This is a genomic window from Terrisporobacter vanillatitrophus (genome assembly GCF_051148895.1).
Taxonomy (GTDB): domain Bacteria; phylum Bacillota; class Clostridia; order Peptostreptococcales; family Peptostreptococcaceae; genus Terrisporobacter; species Terrisporobacter vanillatitrophus.
In genome coordinates, this window is record NZ_CP154625.1 from 2,459,747 (window position 1) to 2,481,827 (window position 22,081).

18 protein-coding genes and 2 riboswitches are annotated in these 22,081 nt (G+C 26.6%); of the genes, 2 read left to right on the forward strand and 16 right to left on the reverse strand.

The genetic code is table 11. The annotated features are described in order from the left end of the window. Positions 1-63 precede the first annotated feature (63 nt). The 9 genes from TVTCOM_RS12280 to TVTCOM_RS12320 all read right to left on the reverse strand — a co-directional run bounded on the left by TVTCOM_RS12280 (position 64) and on the right by TVTCOM_RS12320 (position 10,257). On the reverse strand, positions 64-1,296 hold the full coding sequence (locus TVTCOM_RS12280) for an IS256 family transposase (RefSeq protein ID WP_434796184.1): 1,233 nt from the start codon (positions 1,294-1,296) through the stop codon (positions 64-66). Positions 1,297-1,477: 181 nt separating this feature from the next. Next, positions 1,478-2,233 (reverse strand): GNAT family N-acetyltransferase, encoded by a 756-nt coding sequence (locus TVTCOM_RS12285; RefSeq protein ID WP_434796565.1) that lies wholly within the window; start codon positions 2,231-2,233, stop codon positions 1,478-1,480. 13 nt (positions 2,234-2,246) lie between these two features. Further along, the gene (locus tag TVTCOM_RS12290; RefSeq protein WP_434796566.1) at positions 2,247-2,870 is read right to left on the reverse strand and encodes a GyrI-like domain-containing protein; all 624 of its coding nucleotides are present in this window, start codon (positions 2,868-2,870) and stop codon (positions 2,247-2,249) included. 28 nt (positions 2,871-2,898) lie between these two features. Next, entirely contained in the window at positions 2,899-3,816 is a 918-nt protein-coding gene (locus TVTCOM_RS12295) for a helix-turn-helix transcriptional regulator (RefSeq protein WP_434796567.1), read from the reverse strand. Positions 3,817-4,159: 343 nt separating this feature from the next. After that, positions 4,160-5,308 (reverse strand): iron-containing alcohol dehydrogenase, encoded by a 1,149-nt coding sequence (locus tag TVTCOM_RS12300; RefSeq protein WP_434796568.1) that lies wholly within the window; start codon positions 5,306-5,308, stop codon positions 4,160-4,162. Between the two features lie 82 nt (positions 5,309-5,390). Beyond that, entirely contained in the window at positions 5,391-5,744 is a 354-nt protein-coding gene (locus TVTCOM_RS12305; RefSeq protein ID WP_434796569.1) for a helix-turn-helix transcriptional regulator, read from the reverse strand. A gap of 237 nt (positions 5,745-5,981) precedes the next feature. Beyond that, on the reverse strand, positions 5,982-7,073 hold the full coding sequence (locus TVTCOM_RS12310; RefSeq protein WP_434796570.1) for a KamA family radical SAM protein: 1,092 nt from the start codon (positions 7,071-7,073) through the stop codon (positions 5,982-5,984). 171 nt (positions 7,074-7,244) lie between these two features. Then, positions 7,245-8,435, reverse strand: coding sequence for a pentapeptide repeat-containing protein (locus tag TVTCOM_RS12315; RefSeq protein WP_434796571.1), 1,191 nt, complete (start codon positions 8,433-8,435; stop codon positions 7,245-7,247). Positions 8,436-8,520: 85 nt separating this feature from the next. Continuing rightward, complete coding sequence (locus TVTCOM_RS12320; protein ID WP_434796572.1) at positions 8,521-10,257, reverse strand: Na+/H+ antiporter NhaC family protein; 1,737 nt, start codon at positions 10,255-10,257, stop codon at positions 8,521-8,523. Between the two features lie 108 nt (positions 10,258-10,365). Continuing rightward, a riboswitch (Lysine riboswitch) is annotated at positions 10,366-10,541 on the reverse strand. 203 nt (positions 10,542-10,744) lie between these two features. On the opposite strand from TVTCOM_RS12320, the gene TVTCOM_RS12325 reads away from it, so the two are divergent. Then, the gene (locus tag TVTCOM_RS12325; protein WP_434799740.1) at positions 10,745-12,064 is read left to right on the forward strand and encodes a Na+/H+ antiporter NhaC family protein; all 1,320 of its coding nucleotides are present in this window, start codon (positions 10,745-10,747) and stop codon (positions 12,062-12,064) included. A 164-nt stretch (positions 12,065-12,228) separates the two neighbouring features. Here the strand turns inward: TVTCOM_RS12325 and TVTCOM_RS12330 are convergent, their stop codons facing one another. The 3 genes from TVTCOM_RS12330 to TVTCOM_RS12340 form a co-directional block, all read right to left on the reverse strand. Beyond that, entirely contained in the window at positions 12,229-12,939 is a 711-nt protein-coding gene (locus tag TVTCOM_RS12330; RefSeq protein WP_434796573.1) for a tRNA threonylcarbamoyladenosine dehydratase, read from the reverse strand. A 133-nt stretch (positions 12,940-13,072) separates the two neighbouring features. Continuing rightward, a complete protein-coding gene (locus TVTCOM_RS12335; protein ID WP_434796574.1) occupies positions 13,073-14,818 on the reverse strand; it encodes a Na+/H+ antiporter NhaC family protein in 1,746 nt (581 codons plus the stop codon). 227 nt (positions 14,819-15,045) lie between these two features. Beyond that, positions 15,046-15,217: riboswitch (Lysine riboswitch) on the reverse strand. A gap of 94 nt (positions 15,218-15,311) precedes the next feature. Next, positions 15,312-15,908 (reverse strand): DUF4362 domain-containing protein, encoded by a 597-nt coding sequence (locus tag TVTCOM_RS12340; RefSeq protein ID WP_434796575.1) that lies wholly within the window; start codon positions 15,906-15,908, stop codon positions 15,312-15,314. A gap of 189 nt (positions 15,909-16,097) precedes the next feature. Here TVTCOM_RS12340 and TVTCOM_RS12345 point away from each other — a divergent pair, with 189 nt between their 5' ends. After that, positions 16,098-17,084 (forward strand): lipoate--protein ligase, encoded by a 987-nt coding sequence (locus tag TVTCOM_RS12345; RefSeq protein WP_434796576.1) that lies wholly within the window; start codon positions 16,098-16,100, stop codon positions 17,082-17,084. Between the two features lie 42 nt (positions 17,085-17,126). Here TVTCOM_RS12345 and TVTCOM_RS12350 read toward each other — a convergent pair whose 3' ends face one another. The 4 genes from TVTCOM_RS12350 to cls form a co-directional block, all read right to left on the reverse strand. After that, on the reverse strand, positions 17,127-17,717 hold the full coding sequence (locus tag TVTCOM_RS12350) for a TVP38/TMEM64 family protein (RefSeq protein ID WP_434796577.1): 591 nt from the start codon (positions 17,715-17,717) through the stop codon (positions 17,127-17,129). Positions 17,718-17,916: 199 nt separating this feature from the next. Further along, complete coding sequence (locus tag TVTCOM_RS12355; protein WP_434796578.1) at positions 17,917-18,774, reverse strand: mechanosensitive ion channel family protein; 858 nt, start codon at positions 18,772-18,774, stop codon at positions 17,917-17,919. Between the two features lie 114 nt (positions 18,775-18,888). Beyond that, positions 18,889-20,124: a diaminopimelate decarboxylase family protein gene (locus tag TVTCOM_RS12360; protein WP_434796579.1), complete on the reverse strand. Its 1,236-nt coding sequence runs from the start codon at positions 20,122-20,124 to the stop codon at positions 18,889-18,891. 163 nt (positions 20,125-20,287) lie between these two features. Next, positions 20,288-21,823 carry a cardiolipin synthase gene (gene cls, locus TVTCOM_RS12365; RefSeq protein WP_434796580.1) on the reverse strand — a complete coding sequence of 512 codons (1,536 nt, stop codon included), beginning with the start codon at positions 21,821-21,823 and terminating at the stop codon, positions 20,288-20,290. Between the last annotated feature and the right edge of the window lie 258 nt (positions 21,824-22,081).

A 22,081-nucleotide genomic window follows, 5' to 3' on the forward strand; every position in this document is an offset into this window, starting at 1 on the left:
ACATTTTTATTATGTGTCTAATTTAGGACAATATACACTAAATTTACCATTTTCAAAAAAATTTTAGATTGTATATTTTTTAGGAATTCTATCTTCAAATCTAATTGTTAGCTGCGCTAAAGTGGTAGCCCAATTTTGATTTGGAGATGTCCATTTTTCTATGATTTTCATAGTAGAAAGATACAGAGATTTTCTTAGTGACTCATCTGTAGGAAATACAGTTCTAACCTTTGTATATTTTCTTAGCTGTCTATTAAAACCTTCTAGTGAGTTTGTAGTATATATGATTCTTCTAATATCTTCAGAAAAATCGAAAAACGTTGCTAAATTAGGCCAATTATTATACCAAGAATCTATTACAACTGAATACTTGTTATACCATTTATCTTTTAAAATATCTAAATTTGCAAGCGCAGTTTCTTCATTGAATGCTCTATACACATTCTTTAAATCTTTCATAAATTCCTTTTGATCTTTTGATGCTATATATTTTAATGAATTTCTAATTTGATGTACTATGCAAGTTTGTATATTCACATCTGGATATACAGTTTTTATTGCTTCTGGAAGGCCTTTTAAACCATCCATGCAAGCTATTAATATATCATTTAAACCTCTATTTTTTAAATCATTACATACTGATAGCCAGAACTTTGCCCCTTCAGATTCACCTATCCAAATACCTAATATATCTTTTTTTCCTTTCATATCTAAGGCCATACAAATGTATGCAGCTTTAGATACTATTTTATTATCATCTCTTACTTTAAAATGCATAGCATCCATATATACTATAGGATAAATTTCATCAAGTGTTCTACTTTGCCATTCGGCGGCAGCCTCAACAACCTTATCTGTTATCTTAGAAATCATTGAAGGTGATACATCTATACCATATAGCTCTTCCATTTCAGATTGAATATCTCTCACACTCATTCCACAAGCATAAAGACCTATTATCTTTTTATCTAATTCATTACATACTGTTTCATATTTCTTAACAACCTTCGGTTCAAATTCTGATTTTCTATCTCTTGGAACATCTAATCCAATATCACCAAAACTACTACTTATTGTCTTTGAACTATATCCATTTCGATAATTTGTATCATTATTATCAGATCTTTCATATTTCTCTCTACCTAGATGTTCTTCCATTTCAGCCTCTAAAAGTTGTTGCATTACATCCTTGAATAGTTTTTGCATCAATCCATTTTTTCCAACGATGTCTTCCATTGTCTTACATTTTTTCACCTCTGCTTGATAATCAATATCTGGAATAATTATATCTTTCATTTTACAAACCTCCATAAATTTTAATATGAATATTATTCCAAACTTACCAATTTTAAATACTAAAAAAGTGTAGGTAAGTTTGTTTTTACACAAACCTATCTACACTCCCCTCTTTTATATAAAGCATATTAATAAACCTTATACAAAATCTAATTTTAATATTTTGGTCTTTTATTTTTATTTACTTTATCATACTAAATATATAGTCAAATTTCTTATTACTTAAAATTTCATGAGTTATAAATTTGCCATTATAATATAAACTATATGTGGTGAAGGGAGTTGGAGAATTTTGTGCTTGAACTTTATTTTCATATCTAACAATATGTAAATCTATATCTTTTACCTTTGCATAATCCTTTATCATAGAAACATATTTAGAAGTAAAAGGGCATTGGTGTGAATAATACAAAACAAATCCTGTTTCATTAATTGATTCTTCTTTTACTGTGTTTTTAAATCTAGGTATAAATTCATTCTCTTCAAAAGGCAAATACAACAATTCAAAATAAGGTTTTGCAGTATCAGCTACTGAAAACCCCTTATTTATAAAATATTTTTTATCAGATAAAAATGGTTTCTTTTTATCTGAGGATAATACTATTAATCCTTTCTTTCCTTTTCCTTTACTGTCTTTTATACATTCTTCTAGTAACTTACTACCTATACCTTGTCCTTTATATTTTCCCGACACCCAAAAACAATTTATAAACATGTAATTATCTGCAATAATCGGACACCAAGCATTTTCAGCCGGTATATATTCAATAAAAACTTTGCCTCTAACATCACCTTTTTTAAATACTATATTGTCTTTTAATCTATTTTTAAGCCAAGTTTTTTTTGATGAAACTTGACACTCTCCTTTTTTATCAGAAATGGCACAACATATATGTTCTTTGTCTATATTTTCCAAGTTTATATCTATGAAATCCAATTTGAATACCTCCTTAATTAGCTTCTACCATATACCTCAAAACTGTTTTAAGCTTTTCTGGTGAGGTTTTTCTAAAGTCAGAAATGTAAATTTCTCTATGGTTTTTATTTTTTATTGATAACTTATTATCATGACAAAATTCTTTCATAATTTCAAAGGTTTTATATTCCTCATCAAAAGACCCTATATGCATCATTTGAACGCACATACCTTCATCTATATACTCAAATTCTATTTCATCTAAGTACTTATTAAATTTTTTCTTCTTAGTCATATCTAATGCCAAATCAAAAAGTTCTTTAGTCACAAAATCAGGTTGTCTAATCATTATTTTATAAACTAAATTATTTTTATCAAGTATATCTTTTTTCTTACCTTCTTCGTCTAAACCCCAAATTCCTTCTAATGGATATACAGTGTAATCAAAGTACCCATCTGGAGTTATACTTTTTTTAGGCATCATTTTGATTGTATAAGCTATTGAATATAATGCTCCTACCTTTTCAGAAAACTCCTCACCGTTTGGATTTCCACTTCCTCTTATTTGTATAAATTTAAATTTTTCAATGTTTACAATTTCAGGTTTTGCTTTTGGCAAGTAATATTGCTTTTCTTTTTTTCTCCATTCATATTTCATAACAAATCTTCCTTTTTCTTAAATTATATTAAGTATTTTTATTATACATATTTAAAGTTTCTTTTATTTTTACTAATACTATATTTTTTATATGCAATGGCTCTATAACTTTAGCATATGGCCCAAAAGAAAGTATATACCCGTATAACCATTCATTCTCGGGAAATTCTATAGTTACTTGGTAAGTTCCATCTTTGTTTTCAATAATTGATTCGCCTGAAAAATCATCAAAAACTCTATATAAAGCCTCCTTTTTAACTTGCAATTTTACTTTAACAGTATTGAAAACTTCCTTTTCTTCCTTATTTATTTCTTGTTTTTCAAAATACTTTTTTGTAAAATACTCTTTTTTTACATCAAAATCTTTTATTCTACTTATTCTAAATAATCTAAAGTCTTTTTTTAATCTACAATATCCATATAAATACCAACTTTGACCTTTATAAATGAGTTTAATTGGTTCAATAACTCTCTTAGATTTATTAGCTAAACTATTAATATAGCTAAATTCTACTAATTTACTATTTAAAATTGCATCTTTTATTTTATCAAATTTATCATCTTCATATGTTTTATATCCCCACCTTGACAAATCTATATCTATCCAATTATCACTGTCATTTGCACCTTTTACAAACCCAACTTTGTCAATTATAGAATTTATATCTGGATATTCAATAGTAGACAGAGCCTTTAGTGCCAACGTTATACTTTCCTTATCATTTTTCGATAATAAGGTTTTATTTATACAAAAATCTTCTAATAAGCTAATTCCTCCATTTTTACCTTTGCTCATATAAACTGGAACTCCTGACAAAGATAACGTTTCTATATCTCTGTATATGGTTCTAGTTGATACTTGAAATTTATCTGATAATTCTTTAGCTGTTACTATCTTTTTATTTAAAAGTATTAAAATAATTTCAGTTAATCTATTAATTTTCATGTTCCTTCTCCACTATTTTTAAAATCAAGCACTATACTTTTCAATATAAGCTATCTTACTTATTTTAATATTATCACCATTAATATGACAACATTATGTCTTATTTAAAATATTTTACACAAAAATTATATATCATTTAGTATAATTTTACCTAAATTTCATTTTAACTTACTTGTACCTTTTTAATTTATATTTTCCTCGTAATATAATCGTGAAAATTTAAATGTTATTTAAAAAATAAATAAGCTATAACTGATAAACTGCATTTATCAATTATAGCTTATTAAAGTAAGATTAATTTACATATTTTATATTTATAAAAAAATCAATTAACTTTTATTTACTACATAACTTTTGCTAATATAGCTTTTATCTCATCATGAGTAGCTTGAATTGGGTTAGTTGCGCCACAAGCATCTTTTAATGCATTAGTAGCTAATATATCAAAGTCTTCTTCCTTAGCTCCAAGTTCTGTAAATCCTTTAGGTATATTAACATCAGCAGATAACTTTCTTATTGCAGCTATACAAGCAGCAGCACCTTCATCATCACTCATTCCTGATACATCTACACCCATGAATTTAGCACAATCTTTTAATTGTTTAGCCGCAACTTTAGCATTAAATTCTTGAACTGCTGGAAGTAATATAGCATTACATACACCGTGTGGTAAGTTATAGTATCCACCATATTGATGTGCTATTGCATGAACATATCCAAGTGAAGCATTATTAAATGCCATACCTGCTAAGAATTCAGCATAAGCCATTTTATCTCTTGCTTCCATATTATTTCCATCAGCAACTGCATCTCTTAAGTAGTCACTTATAAGTTCTATAGCTTTTTGTGCGCAAGCATCTGTAACTGGAGTAGCAGCAGTAGATACATAAGCTTCAACTGCATGAGTTAATGCATCCATTCCTGTAGCAGCAGTTAAAGAAGTAGGCATACTAACCATTAAATTAGGGTCATTTATTGCAAGAATTGGATTAACATGTTTATCAACTATTGCCATTTTAACATGTCTTTCTTCGTCAGTTATTATAGAGAATATTGTCATTTCTGAAGCAGTACCAGCTGTAGTATTTATTGCTATAAGTGGAAGTTGAGGATTTTTAGATACATGAACACCTTCATAATCTTTTATGTTTCCACCATTAGTAGCAACTAAAGCTATACCTTTTGCACAGTCATGTGGAGACCCTCCACCATAAGATATAACAAAGTCACATCCATTGTCCTTAAGTACTTTAACTCCATCCATTACATTAGTAACAGTAGGGTTTGGTTGAGAACCAGGATATACCACAAATTCTACACCGTTAGCTCCTAAATTATCAGTTATTCCTTTAAATTCGGAACTACTAGCAGATCTCTTTCCACAAACTATTAAAGCTTTTTTAAATCCTCTTGATTTTATTTCCTCTGGTAAATTGTCTGAACATCCTGGTCCCATTAAACTAACACTTGGCATATAAAATGTAAAAGCCATATTATTAAAACCTCCTAAAAATAAAATAATTTTATTATATATGTAGATATCTACATAATAACTTGGCATAAAAAAATAAAAATCATTCATTCTTTGATTTACAGGATTCTTGATATTCTAGTGGTGTTATTCCATATACTTTTATGAAATTCTTATTAAGATGACTTAAATCATAAAACTCATATTTACTTACTACGGTATTTATGTCTACTCCTTTAGATAAATCTTCTTTTATAGCCTCGATTTTGCAATTCAATATATATCTATAGGGAGTTACACCAATTTCTTTTTTAAACATTCGTGAAAAATAATATTTAGATAAGTTAATATACTGACAAATTTCATTAATTGTTATTTTTTTCTTTAAATTCTGATTAATATATTTTATTGACTTGGTAATATAAGGATTAACGTTATTTTTTTTATTACTTGGCATGACAAATATTAACGCTCCTTTCTATTTTATATAAGAAAGTTGCTTAGTATAATATTAAATTTTTTATTTATTAATTACACTTCTTATAGTTACATTATAAAGCATCTTAAGTTTTTATGTATAGTAATATATTGCTATATTTTTTTATATTGTATATACTTGATATAAAAATTAAACATCTTCTAAAAGATAATTTAAGCTTTTTCTTTTAAAGATGACTAATTATAATAAGTTATTCTAATATATCCAAGTTTGATCGTCAGTAACTTTCTCTATAAATATTCTTCCCCTATCTTCTTTGTATTTTGCTTGATGAAATTTAAAAACCATTTCATTTTCCCCTGTTTTTCCTATTATTTCAATTTTCCCCCTCGTTGTAGATAAGCAATATTTAAAACATTTACCTTGGCCATTTTGTAAATTTTTAGCTCCTTCTACTATATCAATTCCTTCTTTAAGTGGTACTTGAAACTGATTTTTCACACCTGTTACAGGTCTGCACTGAAATACATAATATGGTACTATTCCTATAGCAGTTATATTTTTTAGTAATTCTCCAAGAATCTCAATACTATCATTTACTCCTCTTAACAAAACCGTTTGATTTTTTACTATAACACCAGCTTCTCTTAAATATTTTACTGCCTCAGCAGCTTCCTTAGTCACCTCTCTAGGGTGATTAAATTGAGTTACTACATAAATTTGTTTTTTTTCACCATACTTACTAAGTATTTCTTTAAGTTCATTATCTCTTGTTATTCTCTCAGGATAAACTACTGGTATCCTTGTCCCAAATCTAATTAAATCAATATGAGGAATATCGCATAGTGCAGATAAAAATTTTTCAATTTTACTGTTACTATTTAAAAATGAATCCCCTCCAGAAATGAGTACATTACTTATTTTTTCGTGATTTTTAACATATGCTAACATTTCTTGAAAATGCTTAGCAATTTCTTCATCAGATAAACCTATCAATCGTTTTCTAAAGCAATGTCTACAATACATTGCACAGTGATTTGTAGATAACACTATAACTGTTTGTTCATATTTATGTTGCATTCCTGTAATAATAGTATTATCCGCTTCACCACTTGTATCAAAACTCCCACTTAAATCTGTTTCTTCTATAGAAGGTATGCACATTTTTTTTATAGGATCCTCTGGGTCATCAAAATCAATTAAAGATAAATAATAAGGTGTAATGGACATAGGATACTTTTCAAGTATTTCATTCATTTTTACTTCTTCCTCTTTAGTTAGATTCATGTATAAGTTTAAATCTTCTGCTTTAGTTACATTTTTCTTTAATAACTCTTTATTATTCAATATACCACCCCTTAATAAGTAAATAAAATTTAAAAATCACTTTAACATAAATTATTCATATTATCAATTTGTTTGAAATATAAAATTTAATAGTTAGAATATTGCAAAATATCGATATATATATTAATAAATACTATATTATATGGTAAATTTCCTTTTTTTTCATAAATATTATCTTATAATTTTTCTCACTATTGCACCAATCCCAACTCCTACTGTTATTACTCCTAAAATCATTTCAATGTTAGATACTATCAGTGATATTTGCACTGGCTCACTGCTATATCCACCTACCCCTAAAAATATACCTGAACTTAGTGCCAAAGATTCATTATAATCTTTAATAAATTTCATAAAATTAAAACGCTTGAGTGTCTCTAAATTATAAATAACATAATTATTATGGATATCTATACCAACAATTAAATATAAAAATGCAAATACCATTATTAAAAATATGCCCATAAAAAGTGCATTAAAAGGTCTCTCTCCGTATCCACAAGACATCCTATACAAATATGATCCTATTTTAGGTATAGGATCAAGAGTCTTGCACTCAATTTTTCTACACAAATAATAATATTCTCCAAAGTTATTATCTAAGGTATTTTCTTTAAATTTATCTGCAATAATTTGGTATGTCATATATAATCCTTGGTACTCTTCTCTATTTTTTTGAATTTCTACTAATTTATCGAAAAATGTTTTTTCATCTAATTTAGTTTTATACTTATCATCAAATTCAAAATCTAAGATATAACACTTATGTGTTTTAAATCCACTTAAGTCACTATCTGAAATTTTTATTTTATTCAACTCACATTTATTTATTATCATGCTTTTCATCATGCATATTTCAAATGAAGTATTTTTTATTAAACAATTTTCAAATACTACATATGATAAATCACAATTTTTAAATTCACTATAAACCTCACAATTATAGAATTCACAAGAGTAATTTGTTGTATTATTCAATGATGGTAATTGTATATTATCTTCCATAATAAATATACAATTTTCAAAAATAACACCGCCTAATATAAATTTACAATCATAAAATTTACAGCCTATTATTCTACAATTAATAAATTTTGTATTTGCAAAAGTACAATCTTTGAAATTTGTGCATACTATATCTTTATTTGAAATATTATAATAATCTTTTTCATCTAATAATCCTTTTTTACCAATAAATTCGTTTTCTATAATTCCATAACTATATCTATTATCTGGATCATAGTTAGTCATCTCATTTTTATGTTTACTTATATAACTATAATTTTTTTCATTATTCTTTTTTCTTTTTTCTAACTGAATCTTTAATTTATAATTTTCTTCTTTAAAATTTACGTAAGCCATAGTAATTTCTCCTTTTACGAACTCTATAACTTATTATTTGCATAAAAAAAGACTTAAATGCATTACCATTTAAGTCTTTTTAAAATTAATTATCTAACACTTCATTTCCTTCTTCCACACTCTTACCAAGTACTTGTATTCCTATAAACATAGCCACAAATGCTAATGGTAAAATAAAATACACAGGTAATCCAAAGCCTGCTGGTATATATCCAAATACTATAGTAATAACTGCCACAAATATTGCATAAGGCATTTGTGTTCTAACATGATCTATATGATTACATCCAGCACCCATTGATGAAAGTATTGTTGTATCTGATATTGGAGAGCAATGATCCCCAAATATAGCTCCAGTTAATACTGCAGATGTTGCAACTATTACATAAGACATATCTGGATTTATTGAATATGCAAGAGGTATAGCAAGTGGCATAAGTATTCCCATTGTTCCATAAGAAGTTCCTGTTGCAAATGATATTATTGATCCAAGTACAAATATTAAACTTGGTAATATAAATGGAGGCAGAGAACCAGATAATAATGTAATTAAATATTTAGCTGTTCCTAATTCTTTTATTACTGATGAAAGTGACCATGCACATATTAATATTACACCTGTTATTACTAATGTTTTCATTCCATCTACCCATATATCTAAGGCTTCTGATACACTAAACATTTTTTTGCATACACCCATAACCATAGCAACTATTCCTGCAAATAAAGCTGATTGAAAAAGAGCAACAGATGCATCTGCATTTGAGAAAGCTTCTTTTATTGCATCAAATGATGCTGGTGCATTTTGCATAAGTTGAATTACTGCAGTATCTTCTCCTCCCATTATTGCAGTATACCCACTATAATAAAAAGCAAATAATGCTCCAACTATTAACGTTCCTATTGGTATTATCGCATTCCATATACTTAACTTAACACCTTCTAATGGTTCCATGTCATCATGTTTACTTAATTGTTTATTAACTTCTTCATTTGAAGTAAGAGTTTGGCCTCCTCTTCTACATTCTATCTCTGCCTTTCTCATTGGTCCAAAATCTTTTAAAAGTAAAGCTGTAATTACTATAAATCCTAGTATTAATATATTATAGAATCTAAATGGAATTGTATTTAAAAATACTCCAAAAGCATTTGTTTCAACACCGATACTTTCAAATGCAGAACCAATAAGCCCAACTTCTAAACCTATCCATGTAGAAATTATTGCGATCCCTGCAACTGGTGCTGCAGTAGCATCTATTATAAAAGCTAATCTTTCTCTTGATACTTTCATTTTATCTGTAACTGGTCTCATCATAGGGCCTATTATTAAAGAATTTGCATAGTCATCAAAGAATACAAATAATCCTGCAAACCAAGTCATTATTTGAGCACTTTTTGCTGTTTTTGCTCTATTTGATAAAGCTTCAGCTATGGCTTTTGCGCCACCCATTTTCCCAACTAAGTTTATAACTCCTCCTATTGCTAAAACTTGAAGAATTATACCTGCATTCCATGGATCTGCCAGTGATCCTACAGCTCTTTGAATTAAGTCTAGGAATGAATAAAATATTGCCATAAAAGGATTATTTCCAGTTATATTTAATATAAATCCACCTGACATAATTCCTATAACTAAAGAAACTATAACATTTTTAGTTATAAAAGCAAGTGAAATGGCAACTAATGGTGGTATTAAAGTCCATAACCCAAATTTAGCTGCATTTTCTGCCGCAATATCAACTTCTTCTGCAAAGGATAATGCCGTCGTCATTATGAATAACATGGTTGTCATTAAAAATAATCTTAAATTTCTTCTTCTCATTTTATTTTCCCCCTAATAGTTTTATAGTGAACATTATAAGGGCTATTTTTCTCATAAAAAAACCTTGATGTAAGAGCATCAAGGTCATAATTATACTAAACTATAAATCCATTTGATAGCTCAACACTAATTTCTTAGTGACAGTGGCACATATATTATATATACCCCCAGCCAAATAACCGTAAAGCTTCAGTTATATGCTTCGGCGATGTTTCCTTTCACAATAAATCAACGTTGCTTAACTCCTTACTGTTACTGATAAAAATCGCACCTCTACCTTAAATATTCACTTATTTAATATGAGTATATATTACCTTCCAATATTTAGCAACAATTAATTCTATCCTTTTACCATATACATTTTATAAATATTTTTTATATTCGATTAATATTTTAATATTATTCCTCTATAATCTTATTATAATTATAAATTATTGGAGGAATTATTTGTATGAGTATTTTTTTAATTATTGTTATTACAATCATAATGTTAATATTTAGTGTTTTTAACGATATTTTTCTAGGATATGGTTTAACTATTTCTTTAATTCTATTTTCCTTAATAGGTATAAAAAGAAATAAAAATATGAAAGATCTTCTTAAACTATATACCTTTGAGTCAAAAAGAAGCTTTCCCATTATACAAATTTTATTATTAATTTCAATTTTAATAAGCGTTTGGTTAAGTTGTGGCACAATCCCTGCTATAGTTTATTATTCATTAAAATATATTAACCCTAATCTATTTATTTTATTTTGTTTTCTAATACCAAGTATAACCTCTTTTTTGATTGGAACGTCCTTTGGTACTGTAAGTTCCATAGGTATACCTCTTATTATTATCGCACAGGCATCTAATCTTAACTTGAATTTAGTGGGAGGAGCAATTATGTCTGGAGCATATTTAGGTGATAGATGTTCTCCTCTATCTTCTAGTTTACTTCTACTCTGTAATTTGACTAAAGTTGATTTATTTAACTATGTTAAAAAAGTTTTCATCTTTGGTATTATTCCGACTATAATTAGTGTTGTTTTTTATCTGTTGTTCTCCTTTGAAAATCCTTTAACTTTTATTGATAACTCACTGAGTTTAACTTTATACAATGATTTTCATATAAGTTTTATTTTATTAATACCTGCTATTATAATTATTATTTTGTCATTGAAAAAAATTTCAATTTCAAAATCAATAACTATAAGTATAATAACATCCATAATAATTTGCTTTATTATTCAAAAAACAACTATATTAGATTTGCTTAGTTATATTATATTTGGATACGAAGCTTCTTCATCTTTATCAAATATTATTAAGGGTGGAGGTATTATTTCCATGCTTAAAACTTGTTATATAATTATTATTTCGTGCTGTTTAACAGGATTTTTTAGTGGATTAAATATTTTTGACGGTTTGGAAAAATACTTACAAAAAATAAAACTAAATAGAAGTAGATTATTTTTAGTAACTTTATTTTTTGGTTTAATAATTGCTTCTATTGGATGTAGCCAAACTATCGCTTTTATTCTAACTATAGAAATACTTAGGGATACTTATGAAGATTATAAAAATGAAGACATCGCCATGGAATTTTCTAATTCTGCCATTGTCACATCTGCCTTAGTCCCATGGTGTATAGCTGCACTTGTTCCTACTTCAGTCTTAGGTATAAGTAATTATAAATTTATTCCATATGCCATCTTTCTATATATAGTTCCAATTTGTCATTTATGTTATTGTCTATACTTGGACTATTATAAAGATAAGTTGCAAAAAATTCTTTACAAAGTAGAGACTTTCCATAAATAAATTAAGCATTATATGTCTATAGCATCAAGTTCCTAATGACCATTGAAATATGATTTTAAAGAATATATTATCGAATTAGTTTTTTATATTTTATTAAATAAAAATAGTAATAATTTTAGTCATTTATTCTTAAAATTATTACTATTTTCCCTTTATATTTTAAACTATTTTATATCCAGTAAATCTTTTATAACTTGAGATGATATTATCAATCCTCCACATGAAGACATAAAAGACATACTCCCTGGTAATACTCTATGACCATTTGATATTTTTTCCTTAACTTCTATAGGTTGCTCTGTAGAAAATACTACTTTTAGATGTTCTATGCCTCTATCTCTAAGCTCTTTTCTCATAACTTTAGCCAATGGACAAGTATGAGTATTTGAAATATCATTAATTTCTATCTTTGTAGGATCCAGCTTATTTCCCATTCCCATGGAACTAATTATTGGTATATTTTTATTTAAACATAGCTGAATTAAATGAAGTTTTGATGAAACCATATCTATGGCATCTACAACATAATCATACTTTTGAGTAAATATTTTATTACTACTTTCCTCATTAAAAACACAGTTTATTGCTTTTATATTTAAATCTTTATTTATATCTAGTAATCTATCTTTTACTACTTGAACCTTATCTTTGTTTAGATTAGAAATTAATCCAGGCAATTGTCTATTAAAATCACTTTCTTCAACTTTAGCATAATCTACTATGGTTATATTTCCTATACCAGCTCTTATTAAAGCTTCTACGCAAAAACTTCCAACTCCACCTACCCCTATGACAAGAACATGAGAATTTTTTAATTTTTCCATACCTTTATTTCCTATAAGTAGGTTTGTTCTCATTGTAAAATTATTATTCATTTAAATTCTCCTTTGAATAATTACAATTAAATCTACTATTTAGTTTTTCCACGAAGCATAAGTATATTAGTTAAATACTAAAAATCCCTTTAAATTATTTTATATAATAATTTAAAGGGATTTTTATAATAATTTAAGCTGTTAAACTTTCGTCTTTTTCATCTATATCTACACTTTTTCCAAGTATTTGTATTCCTATAAACATAGCTACAAATGCTAATGGTAATATTAAATAAATTGGAAGTCCAAACCCTGCAGGTATATATCCAAATAATATTGCTATACCTCCCACAAATAAAGCATATGGCATTTGTGTTCTTACGTGGTCTATATGATTACATCCCGCCCCCATTGATGAAAGTATTGTTGTATCTGATATTGGTGAACAATGATCTCCAAATATAGAACCTGTAAGCACTGCACTTATAGAAACTATTATATAAGACATTTCAGGACTTATTGAATGAGCAAGCGGAATAGTTAGCGGCATAAGTATACCCATAGTTCCATAAGAAGTTCCTGTTGCAAACGAAATTATTGATCCAAGTACAAATATTATACTAGGCAATAAAAATGCTGGTACAGAACCTGATAATAATTGTATTAAATATCTAGCAGTTCCAAGTTCTTTTATTACTGATGAAAGTGACCATGCACATATTAGTATTACACAAGTTATAACTAATGTTTTCATTCCATCTACCCATATTTCTAATCCTTGCGATACTGTAAATATTTTCTTGCATACACCCATAGTTATGGCAACTAAACCTGCTAGTAATGCTGATTGGAATAAAGCTACTGATGCATCAGCATTAGAAAATGCTTCTCTTATTGCTACAAATGATAATGGTGAGTTATTAAATATTTGAATTAAACTTGAATCATCTCCACTCATTATTGTAGTATAACCACTGTAGTAAAATGCAAATAATGACCCTACTATTAATATACCTATTGGTATTATAGCATTCCAAATATTTAATTTAACGCCTGGTAATGGTTCTAAATCACTATGTTCGTTACTTATTTTCTCATCTATTTCTTTATTAGAAACTAAACTTACATTTCCTCTTCTAGATCTTAACTCTGCTGCTCTCATTGGTCCAAACTCTTTTAATAGTACTGAAGTTATAACTATAAATCCAAGAATTAATATATTATAAAATCTATATGGTAATGTATTTAAAAATACACTAAATGCATTTGTATTTACTCCTATAGCATTAAATCCATCTCCAATTAGTCCTACTTCTAAACCTATCCATGTGGAAATTATTGCTATTCCTGCAACTGGTGCAGCTGTAGCATCTATTACAAAAGCAAGTCTTTCTCTCGAAATCTTCATTTTATCTGTAACTGGTCTCATCATTGGACCTATTATTAATGAATTTGCATAGTCATCAAAGAATACTAAAAGTCCTGCTGCCCATGTTATAAGCTGAGCACTTCTTGCATTTTTTGCTTTTTTCGCTAATGATTCAGCTATTGCTTTGGCTCCACCCATTTTAGCAACTAAGTTGATTACTCCACCGATTGCTAGAACTTGAAGTATAATTCCCGCATTCCATGGATCAGCCAATGCTCCAACAGCTCTATCTACTAAATCTAAAAATGAATTAAAAAGTGCCGAAAAAACATTTACACCATTTAAATTTAATAAGAATCCACCTGACATAACACCAATAACTAAGGATACGATAACATTCTTAGTTATAAAAGCTAAAATAATAGCTACAAGTGGTGGTAATAATGTTAGTATTCCATACTTTTGTGCATTTATTACAGCCATATCTTGTTCAGCTGCAAAACTTGGTATGCTTGATATTAAAATCAGCATTGTTGTCATTAATAATAATCTTACATTTCTTTTTTTCATTTTATTTGCCCCCTATGTGATAATTGTGAATATTTTAGGGTTTTGTCATTTTTAATAAAAATTTGCTTCGTTCATGCAGCTAATGACTTGTAAAACAAATTCATTATTCCATCAAGTAGTTAGAAATTACTATTTCTTAATAAAAAATTATAAATTCATTGTAATAAAAAAACCTTGATGGCTTCATCAAGGTTAAAATTACATACTAAAAAATATAATTAGTTCTTCTCAATGATAGCTCAACACTAAAATTAGTGACAGTTGTATATATATTTTATATACACCCAGCTATATAACCTTAAAGCCTCAGTTATATGCTTCGGCAATATTTCCTTTTTTAATAAATCATCGTGCTACCTCATTATTAATACTTATAAATATTGCGCCTCTACCTATATATTCACTTGTTTTATACAGTATATAATATATACTGTATAAATGCAATACTTTTTGTTCTAATTTGTCAAAATTATATTTATTTTATTATAACCACCTATAACTTTATATAATAAAATACAAAACCATAAGGTATCCAATCTGATATATTTGAACTCAATAGAGAGTAATTAAGCTCATCTAAAGTTATTTTATTATCATCTAATAAATATACATAGGTTTTATTGTTTTCTTGAAACAATTTTAAATATTCAAAACTATATTCAAAATAATCTTCATCTTTATTATCTCTATATTGATCTCTAGAATCATCTTCAATCATAAAGAATTTATTGTCTTTGCAAGATAAATAAGTCAGTATTGGGTCTTCTTGTTCAGTATATTGAACTATTAATATACTGTCTTCTTTTTTCTTTTTACTATTATTATAAAAATCATTCCATATTTTTTCATTTACTACCATTTGTTCATTTTCTATAACTACAATATTATTTTTTTTAGCTTTTTCAAGGGTTAAATTTTTGGAATCTCCATATGATTTTAATAGTTCTTTTACTTTTTGTGAGTCTTTTGCTGAATATATTTTAAGTTTTTCCTCATTAAAAGTATCTATAGTCTTTTCAGTATCAACATTTTTACATCCTACTAAACTACAAAAAATCAAACAAATAACAATAGAAATTATATTTTTCATCTTATCCCCCCCTATATACTGATTATTATTATCTTCTTTTTTTTTAAAACAATTCCTTCATTTTTCATTCTCTATGATTATAAAAATTGCGACAAATTCTTTAATTATTAATATTTATTAAAGGAAATTCTCAGATTTTGTTGAATATTAGTAAAGTATCTGATTACAAAATTTATGGAGGAATAGATTATGTTGTTAATCAATAATACTAATACAAATGCTTACTTTAACTTAGCTATGGAAGAATATTTTTTAAAAAATACTACAGAAGATATATTTATGCTATGGAGAAATGAAAATTCTATAATCGTAGGTAAAAATCAGAATACATTATCTGAAATTAATTATGAATATGTAAAAGAAAATAACATAAAAGTCGTAAGACGACAATCTGGTGGTGGAGCTGTTTTTCATGATTTAGGAAATATAAACTTTACATTTATCTCTTGCAATGATAATAGTTTTAGCGACTTTAAGCGATTTACTATACCAATAATAGATGCTTTAGAAAATTTAAACATACACGCTGAGTTTTCAGGAAGAAATGATTTACTTATTAATAATCAAAAGTTTTCAGGTAATGCCCAGTATAATTACAAAAATAAGGTAATGCACCATGGTACACTATTATTCTCATCTGAGATAAATGATTTATCTAGTGCGTTAAAAGTAAAACCATCTAAGTTTCAAGGAAAAAGCGTAAAATCTGTTAAATCTCGTGTTACTAATATTAGTGACCACTTAAAAAAAGATATGACTGTTTTAGAATTTAAAAGTTACTTAATGAATTTTATAAATAGTAAAGATGAAAATAATCACTTCTACGAATTAAGTGAAGAAGATATAAATGAAATAAACAAATTAGTTGAAGAAAAATATAATACTTGGCAGTGGAACTTCGGTCATTCGCCTAAGTATGCTCTTAATAATGAAATTAGGTATCCTGGTGGTAATATAGAATTTAGTTTAAATGTTGAAAAAGGACTGATTAATAAGATAAAATTCTTCGGAGATTTTTTTGGCAAAAAAGATGTTACTTACATAGAAGATTTATTAAAAAATGTAAAACATAACGAAATTAGTATTAAAACTACCTTAAGTAGTATTGATATTAATGATTATTTTTTAAATTGTGATATAGATATTTTAGTAGATGGAATAATGGGTGCAAAATAATATCTAAGTTAATAAATAATAAATGAAGAATAGACTTTATGCCTATTCTTCATGCATCCTTTTCTTTTCAAAATTATCTAAATCTTTATTTAGTTTATTTCCTATTTTCCAAGCAAAAAATGTTATTAAAATTAAAGTTAATACTTTCAAAGGATTTGTTATAAATCCAATTATATCCTTTCCTATATAGCTAACTATAAAAAACATAACTAATTTTCCTGCTACTACTGCAGATATAAAGTCTGTAGTATGTCTTTTAGCTAAACCTTGAGATATAGTAACTATACAAGCTGGTAAAAACGGACAAGCATAAGCAAAAAATAATAAGATGAACCCTTTTTCTTCTACCCAATCAATTGCTTTTTCTACTTTTTCGTTTTTTAATAGTTTAATAAACTTTTTATTGCTAATTTTCTTAACTATTAAAAATAAACATATGGTTCCAGCTGTGGAACCTATCCATGATATTATTAACCCTTGATACATACCAAATAAGGCTGCGTTAGCAGTAACAATTGCAACTAGCGGTAATATGGGTAAAAAACTTTCTACAAATACACTGGTCAATCCAACAATAATGGACAACAACCAATAATCATTTACTATATTATATATGTTTTGAATATATTCCATAAATATCTCCTTTTTATGATTTGAAATCATTATAAATAATTATATCATAATAATTTTTCTTTAAATCTATTATGAATAGATTTTCATTTTTTCTTAACAATTTACGCTTTTATACCTATTTTCTTAATTTTTTCTTACTATTTTGTTATTAATCCTTTTTAAAGTTATAAAATAAAAAGATTGCTAAAAAGCAATCTTTTTATTTTATAACTTGTTTTACGTGTAAATCCATTTGAGGATATGGTATTGAAATATTTTCTTCATCAAATCTAATTTTAACTTGTTCTAATAAATCATAATATACAGTCCAATAATCCGGTGTATTTACCCAAACTCTTACAGCAAATTTTAAAGAACTAGGACCTTGTTCAAATAATCCAACAAATGGCTCTGGATAATCAAGAATTAGTTTATTTTTAGTTACTATTTCTTTTAGTACACTTCTAACTTTTAAGATATCACATTCATATCCTGCTGAAAATGTTAAATCAACTCTTCTAGTTTCTTTTGTAGAATAATTTATTAAGCTTCCATTTGATAAAGTTCCATTCGGTATTAGAACCACCTTATTATCTACTGTAGTTAAAGTAGTATAAAATACACCAATTTGTTCAACTGCTCCTTCAAATTGAGCTGCTTGAATATAATCTCCAACTTTAAATGGTCTAAGAAGTAAAATTATAAATCCTCCAGCAAAGTTTGATAAACTACCTTGAAGCGCAAGACCTATGGCAACCCCAGCTGAAGCAACTATAGCCGCTAATCCTGATAACTCTAGTTTCCAATATGCACCTGCAATTACAATCACTAATAAACCTTTTAAAGATATACTTATAAAAGATCTTGTAAATTTAACTAGTGTCATATCTATATTTCTTTTTTCTGCAAAAGTTACAAATCTTTTTGATAATCTATTTATTATCTTAAATCCTATTATTATTAAAATTGTACCTATTATTAATTTTGTTCCACTACTTACTGCCCAATCTAGTATTTTATTAGCCATAGTTTCCATTGTCATATTTTTGAAATTCATATTTTGTATTTCTTCAATCATTAATTTACCTCCAAATCTATTACATATATAAATAAAATAATACACTTTTTCGCGAAAATTGTCTAGAATGGTGTCAAATAATTATAAGAAATCATGTAATGTAAATTTATGTAATTAGTCTATTAAATAATCATCCTTACTTCTAAAATATATCTCCACAGGCTTTTCTTGACTACTAAATAATAGTGGTGTAAGAGAATAAGCATAGCTTCCAGCATTATTTATGAAAATCAAGTCATTAATTTCAGCTTTAGTAAGAAGTATATCTTTGGCTAAAATATCAACAGATGTACATAAATTTCCACCTATAGTAACTATTTCTTTATGATTTTCTATTTCATTTTCCCTTTTTATTAAACTTGTTGTATAAGAATCATAAGAAGTAAAAAGCGGCTCCATCATTTTTAGATTATCTTTTTTGTTAGTGTAAGACACAATAAGTTCACTAATTGTAGGTTTAAAAAAACCATTATATCCGTTTTGTACAATTAGATATTTTTTACCTCTTGATTCTTTAATATCAATTATAGGTGTAACGTAAGCTCCACTTTTGCAAACTAAAAATCTTCCACTTTCTATAATAAATCTAGTATTTAACTTTTCTTTATATTTTTCAATTAACTTATTTGACATTGTGCTCAGTTTGTCAATATCTAAATTTTTATAAGAATCTCCATATGATATTCCTAATCCTCCACCAAAATTAATAAACTTAAGATTAAAGTTCATCTCTTTTTTACAGAATAAGGCAAGCTTCAATACATATTCATAATAATTGTAAATTATTTCATAGTCTAAAATTTGTGACTGAAGGTGTACATGAATTCCAACAATTTCAATATTACTTAAACTATCGATAAAGTTTTTATTTTCTAACAATGTTTCTTCATCTACACCATACTTACTACTTATGGAATCTCCGCCAAATATATTATAATCAGCATTAATTCTTAACCCAACTTCTAAATGAGTATTACTATCTTTCCCAATTTCATTTAACAAACTTAATTCATTATAACTATCAGCTGTTATTATGCATTTATCAATAGATTCTTCAATATCTTTTCTTCTTTTCCCCGGTGCAGAATAAATTATATTGTTTTTATTAATATTTGCTACGTTTGATATTCCTACTTCTTTTGCAGATGCAGCGTCAGCACCTATATTATTTTTACTCATCAAATTTAATATATTTTTATTTGGATTAGTTTTAACTGAATATAAAATTTCAAATTCTTTAAATTTATCTTTTAAAATATTAATTGATTTTAAAATTTCTTCTTCATCATATACATAAAATGATTTATTCACCTTACTCATTAATTGTCTCAAAATATTATTATCTATCATATTAGCCCCCTAAAAGTTATTTTAATATTCTTTATATATTCCTATAGAATTCTATATTTCTTGTTTTTATCCTTTATTATTGCATAGGATTAAATTCATTAAACATAAACTTTATAATCAACAAAAGATCTTCCTTAGTTTAAGAATTAAGGAAGATCTTTTATTACATTAATGGTGAAAATAACCGAAGTATTAGTCTACCAAATTTAATAGGCCATTTTATATTTTCACACTCTTTTAAACTTATTTTTTGGCAAAGCTCCAATGTTTCATTAAAATCATCTCTTACTTTTAATACACTCTCAGTATTATACAACCATGCCCCACATTCAAAGTGAAGATATAAACTTCTAAAATCTAAGTTAATACTTCCTACTACTGCATATTCATCATCAACTACAAATGTTTTAGAGTGCATAAATCCTGGCGTGTACTCATAAATTTTTATACCATCTTTTATAAATGAATGATAATAAGATTTTGTAACTGCATGAACAAACCATTTATCAGGTATATGTGGTGTGACTATTCTTACATCTACACCTGACTTTGCTGCTATTTTCAAAGCTGTTGCCATTTCATTGTCTATTATTAAATAAGGAGTATTTATATAGATATAGTTTTTGGCCTTATTTATTAAGTTCAAATATACGGTCTCTCCAATAGGTTCATTGACTAATGGACTATCATCAAATGGCTGTATATATCCTTTACATATATATTTTTCATTTGTATAATTTTCAGGCTTATACTTTAAATAATCATCATCCGTATTATTTATGAAATCCCACATACTTAAAAACATAACTGTTAAATTGAAGACTGCATCTCCCTTCATTAGTATTGCCGCATCTTTCCAATGGCCATATTTTTCATAAGTATTAATATATTCATCAGCCAAATTAATCCCACCCATAAAACCTACATATCCATCTATTACTGTTATTTTTCTATGATCTCTATTGTTTAATCTATTAGTAAATAGGGGTACAAATGGATTAAATACTCTGCACTTAATACCATATTTTTGTAACTCATCTGCATATTTATATGGTAACTTCATTACACATCCAACATCATCATAAATTACTCTAACATCTACTCCTTCTTTAACTTTTTCCTTTAAAATATCTAAAATCGTATTCCACATTATACCTTCTTCAATAATAAAATACTCTAAAAATATGAAATATTTTGCCTTTTTTAGTTCTTCAACTAATTTTTCAAACTTCGCTTCTCCTGGTGATAAATATTCATTATAACAGTTTTCATATATAGGACAATTTGCAAAATTTAATATATATAAAGATTGATTTTTAGCATACTCACTTTCTTTTTCCAATCTTTTCAAAACATCATAATCTTGAATTAAGGATGATTTCATTTTTATACTTTCATTTTTCATTTTTTTCTTTTCTCTTTTACTTAATTTATTACCTCCGTAAATAAGATAAAATGTTCCTCCAAATATGGGTAGTATTAATATGGGTACTATCCATGCAATTTTATAGCTGGGATTGCTTTTTCCATTTAATATATATATTACTAAAATACATCCAATTATAAGAGATATTAAATAAAAGTATAAAAAATATTCTCTACACTGTAGAATCACTAAAATAATAATATATATTTGTACTGCCAAAGTTAAAAAGAAAAATATGAATCTTTGAATAGAATTTTTATATGGTTTTTTCATATATATTTTAATTTTCTCCTCTTTTAAATTTCACATATATAAATAGTATATATTAGTTTATGTTCCAGTGTGAAAAATTTCCAATAAATAGTTTTACCAACTAAAGAAGACTTAGAAATACCTAAGTCTCTTTAGTCTATAATTATTATATTTTACTTTTACTTTTACTTTTACTTTTACTTTTACTTTTACTTTTACTTTTACTTTTACTTTTAGCAAATAATACTTTATCATTTTTAATACAATTAAAAATCATTG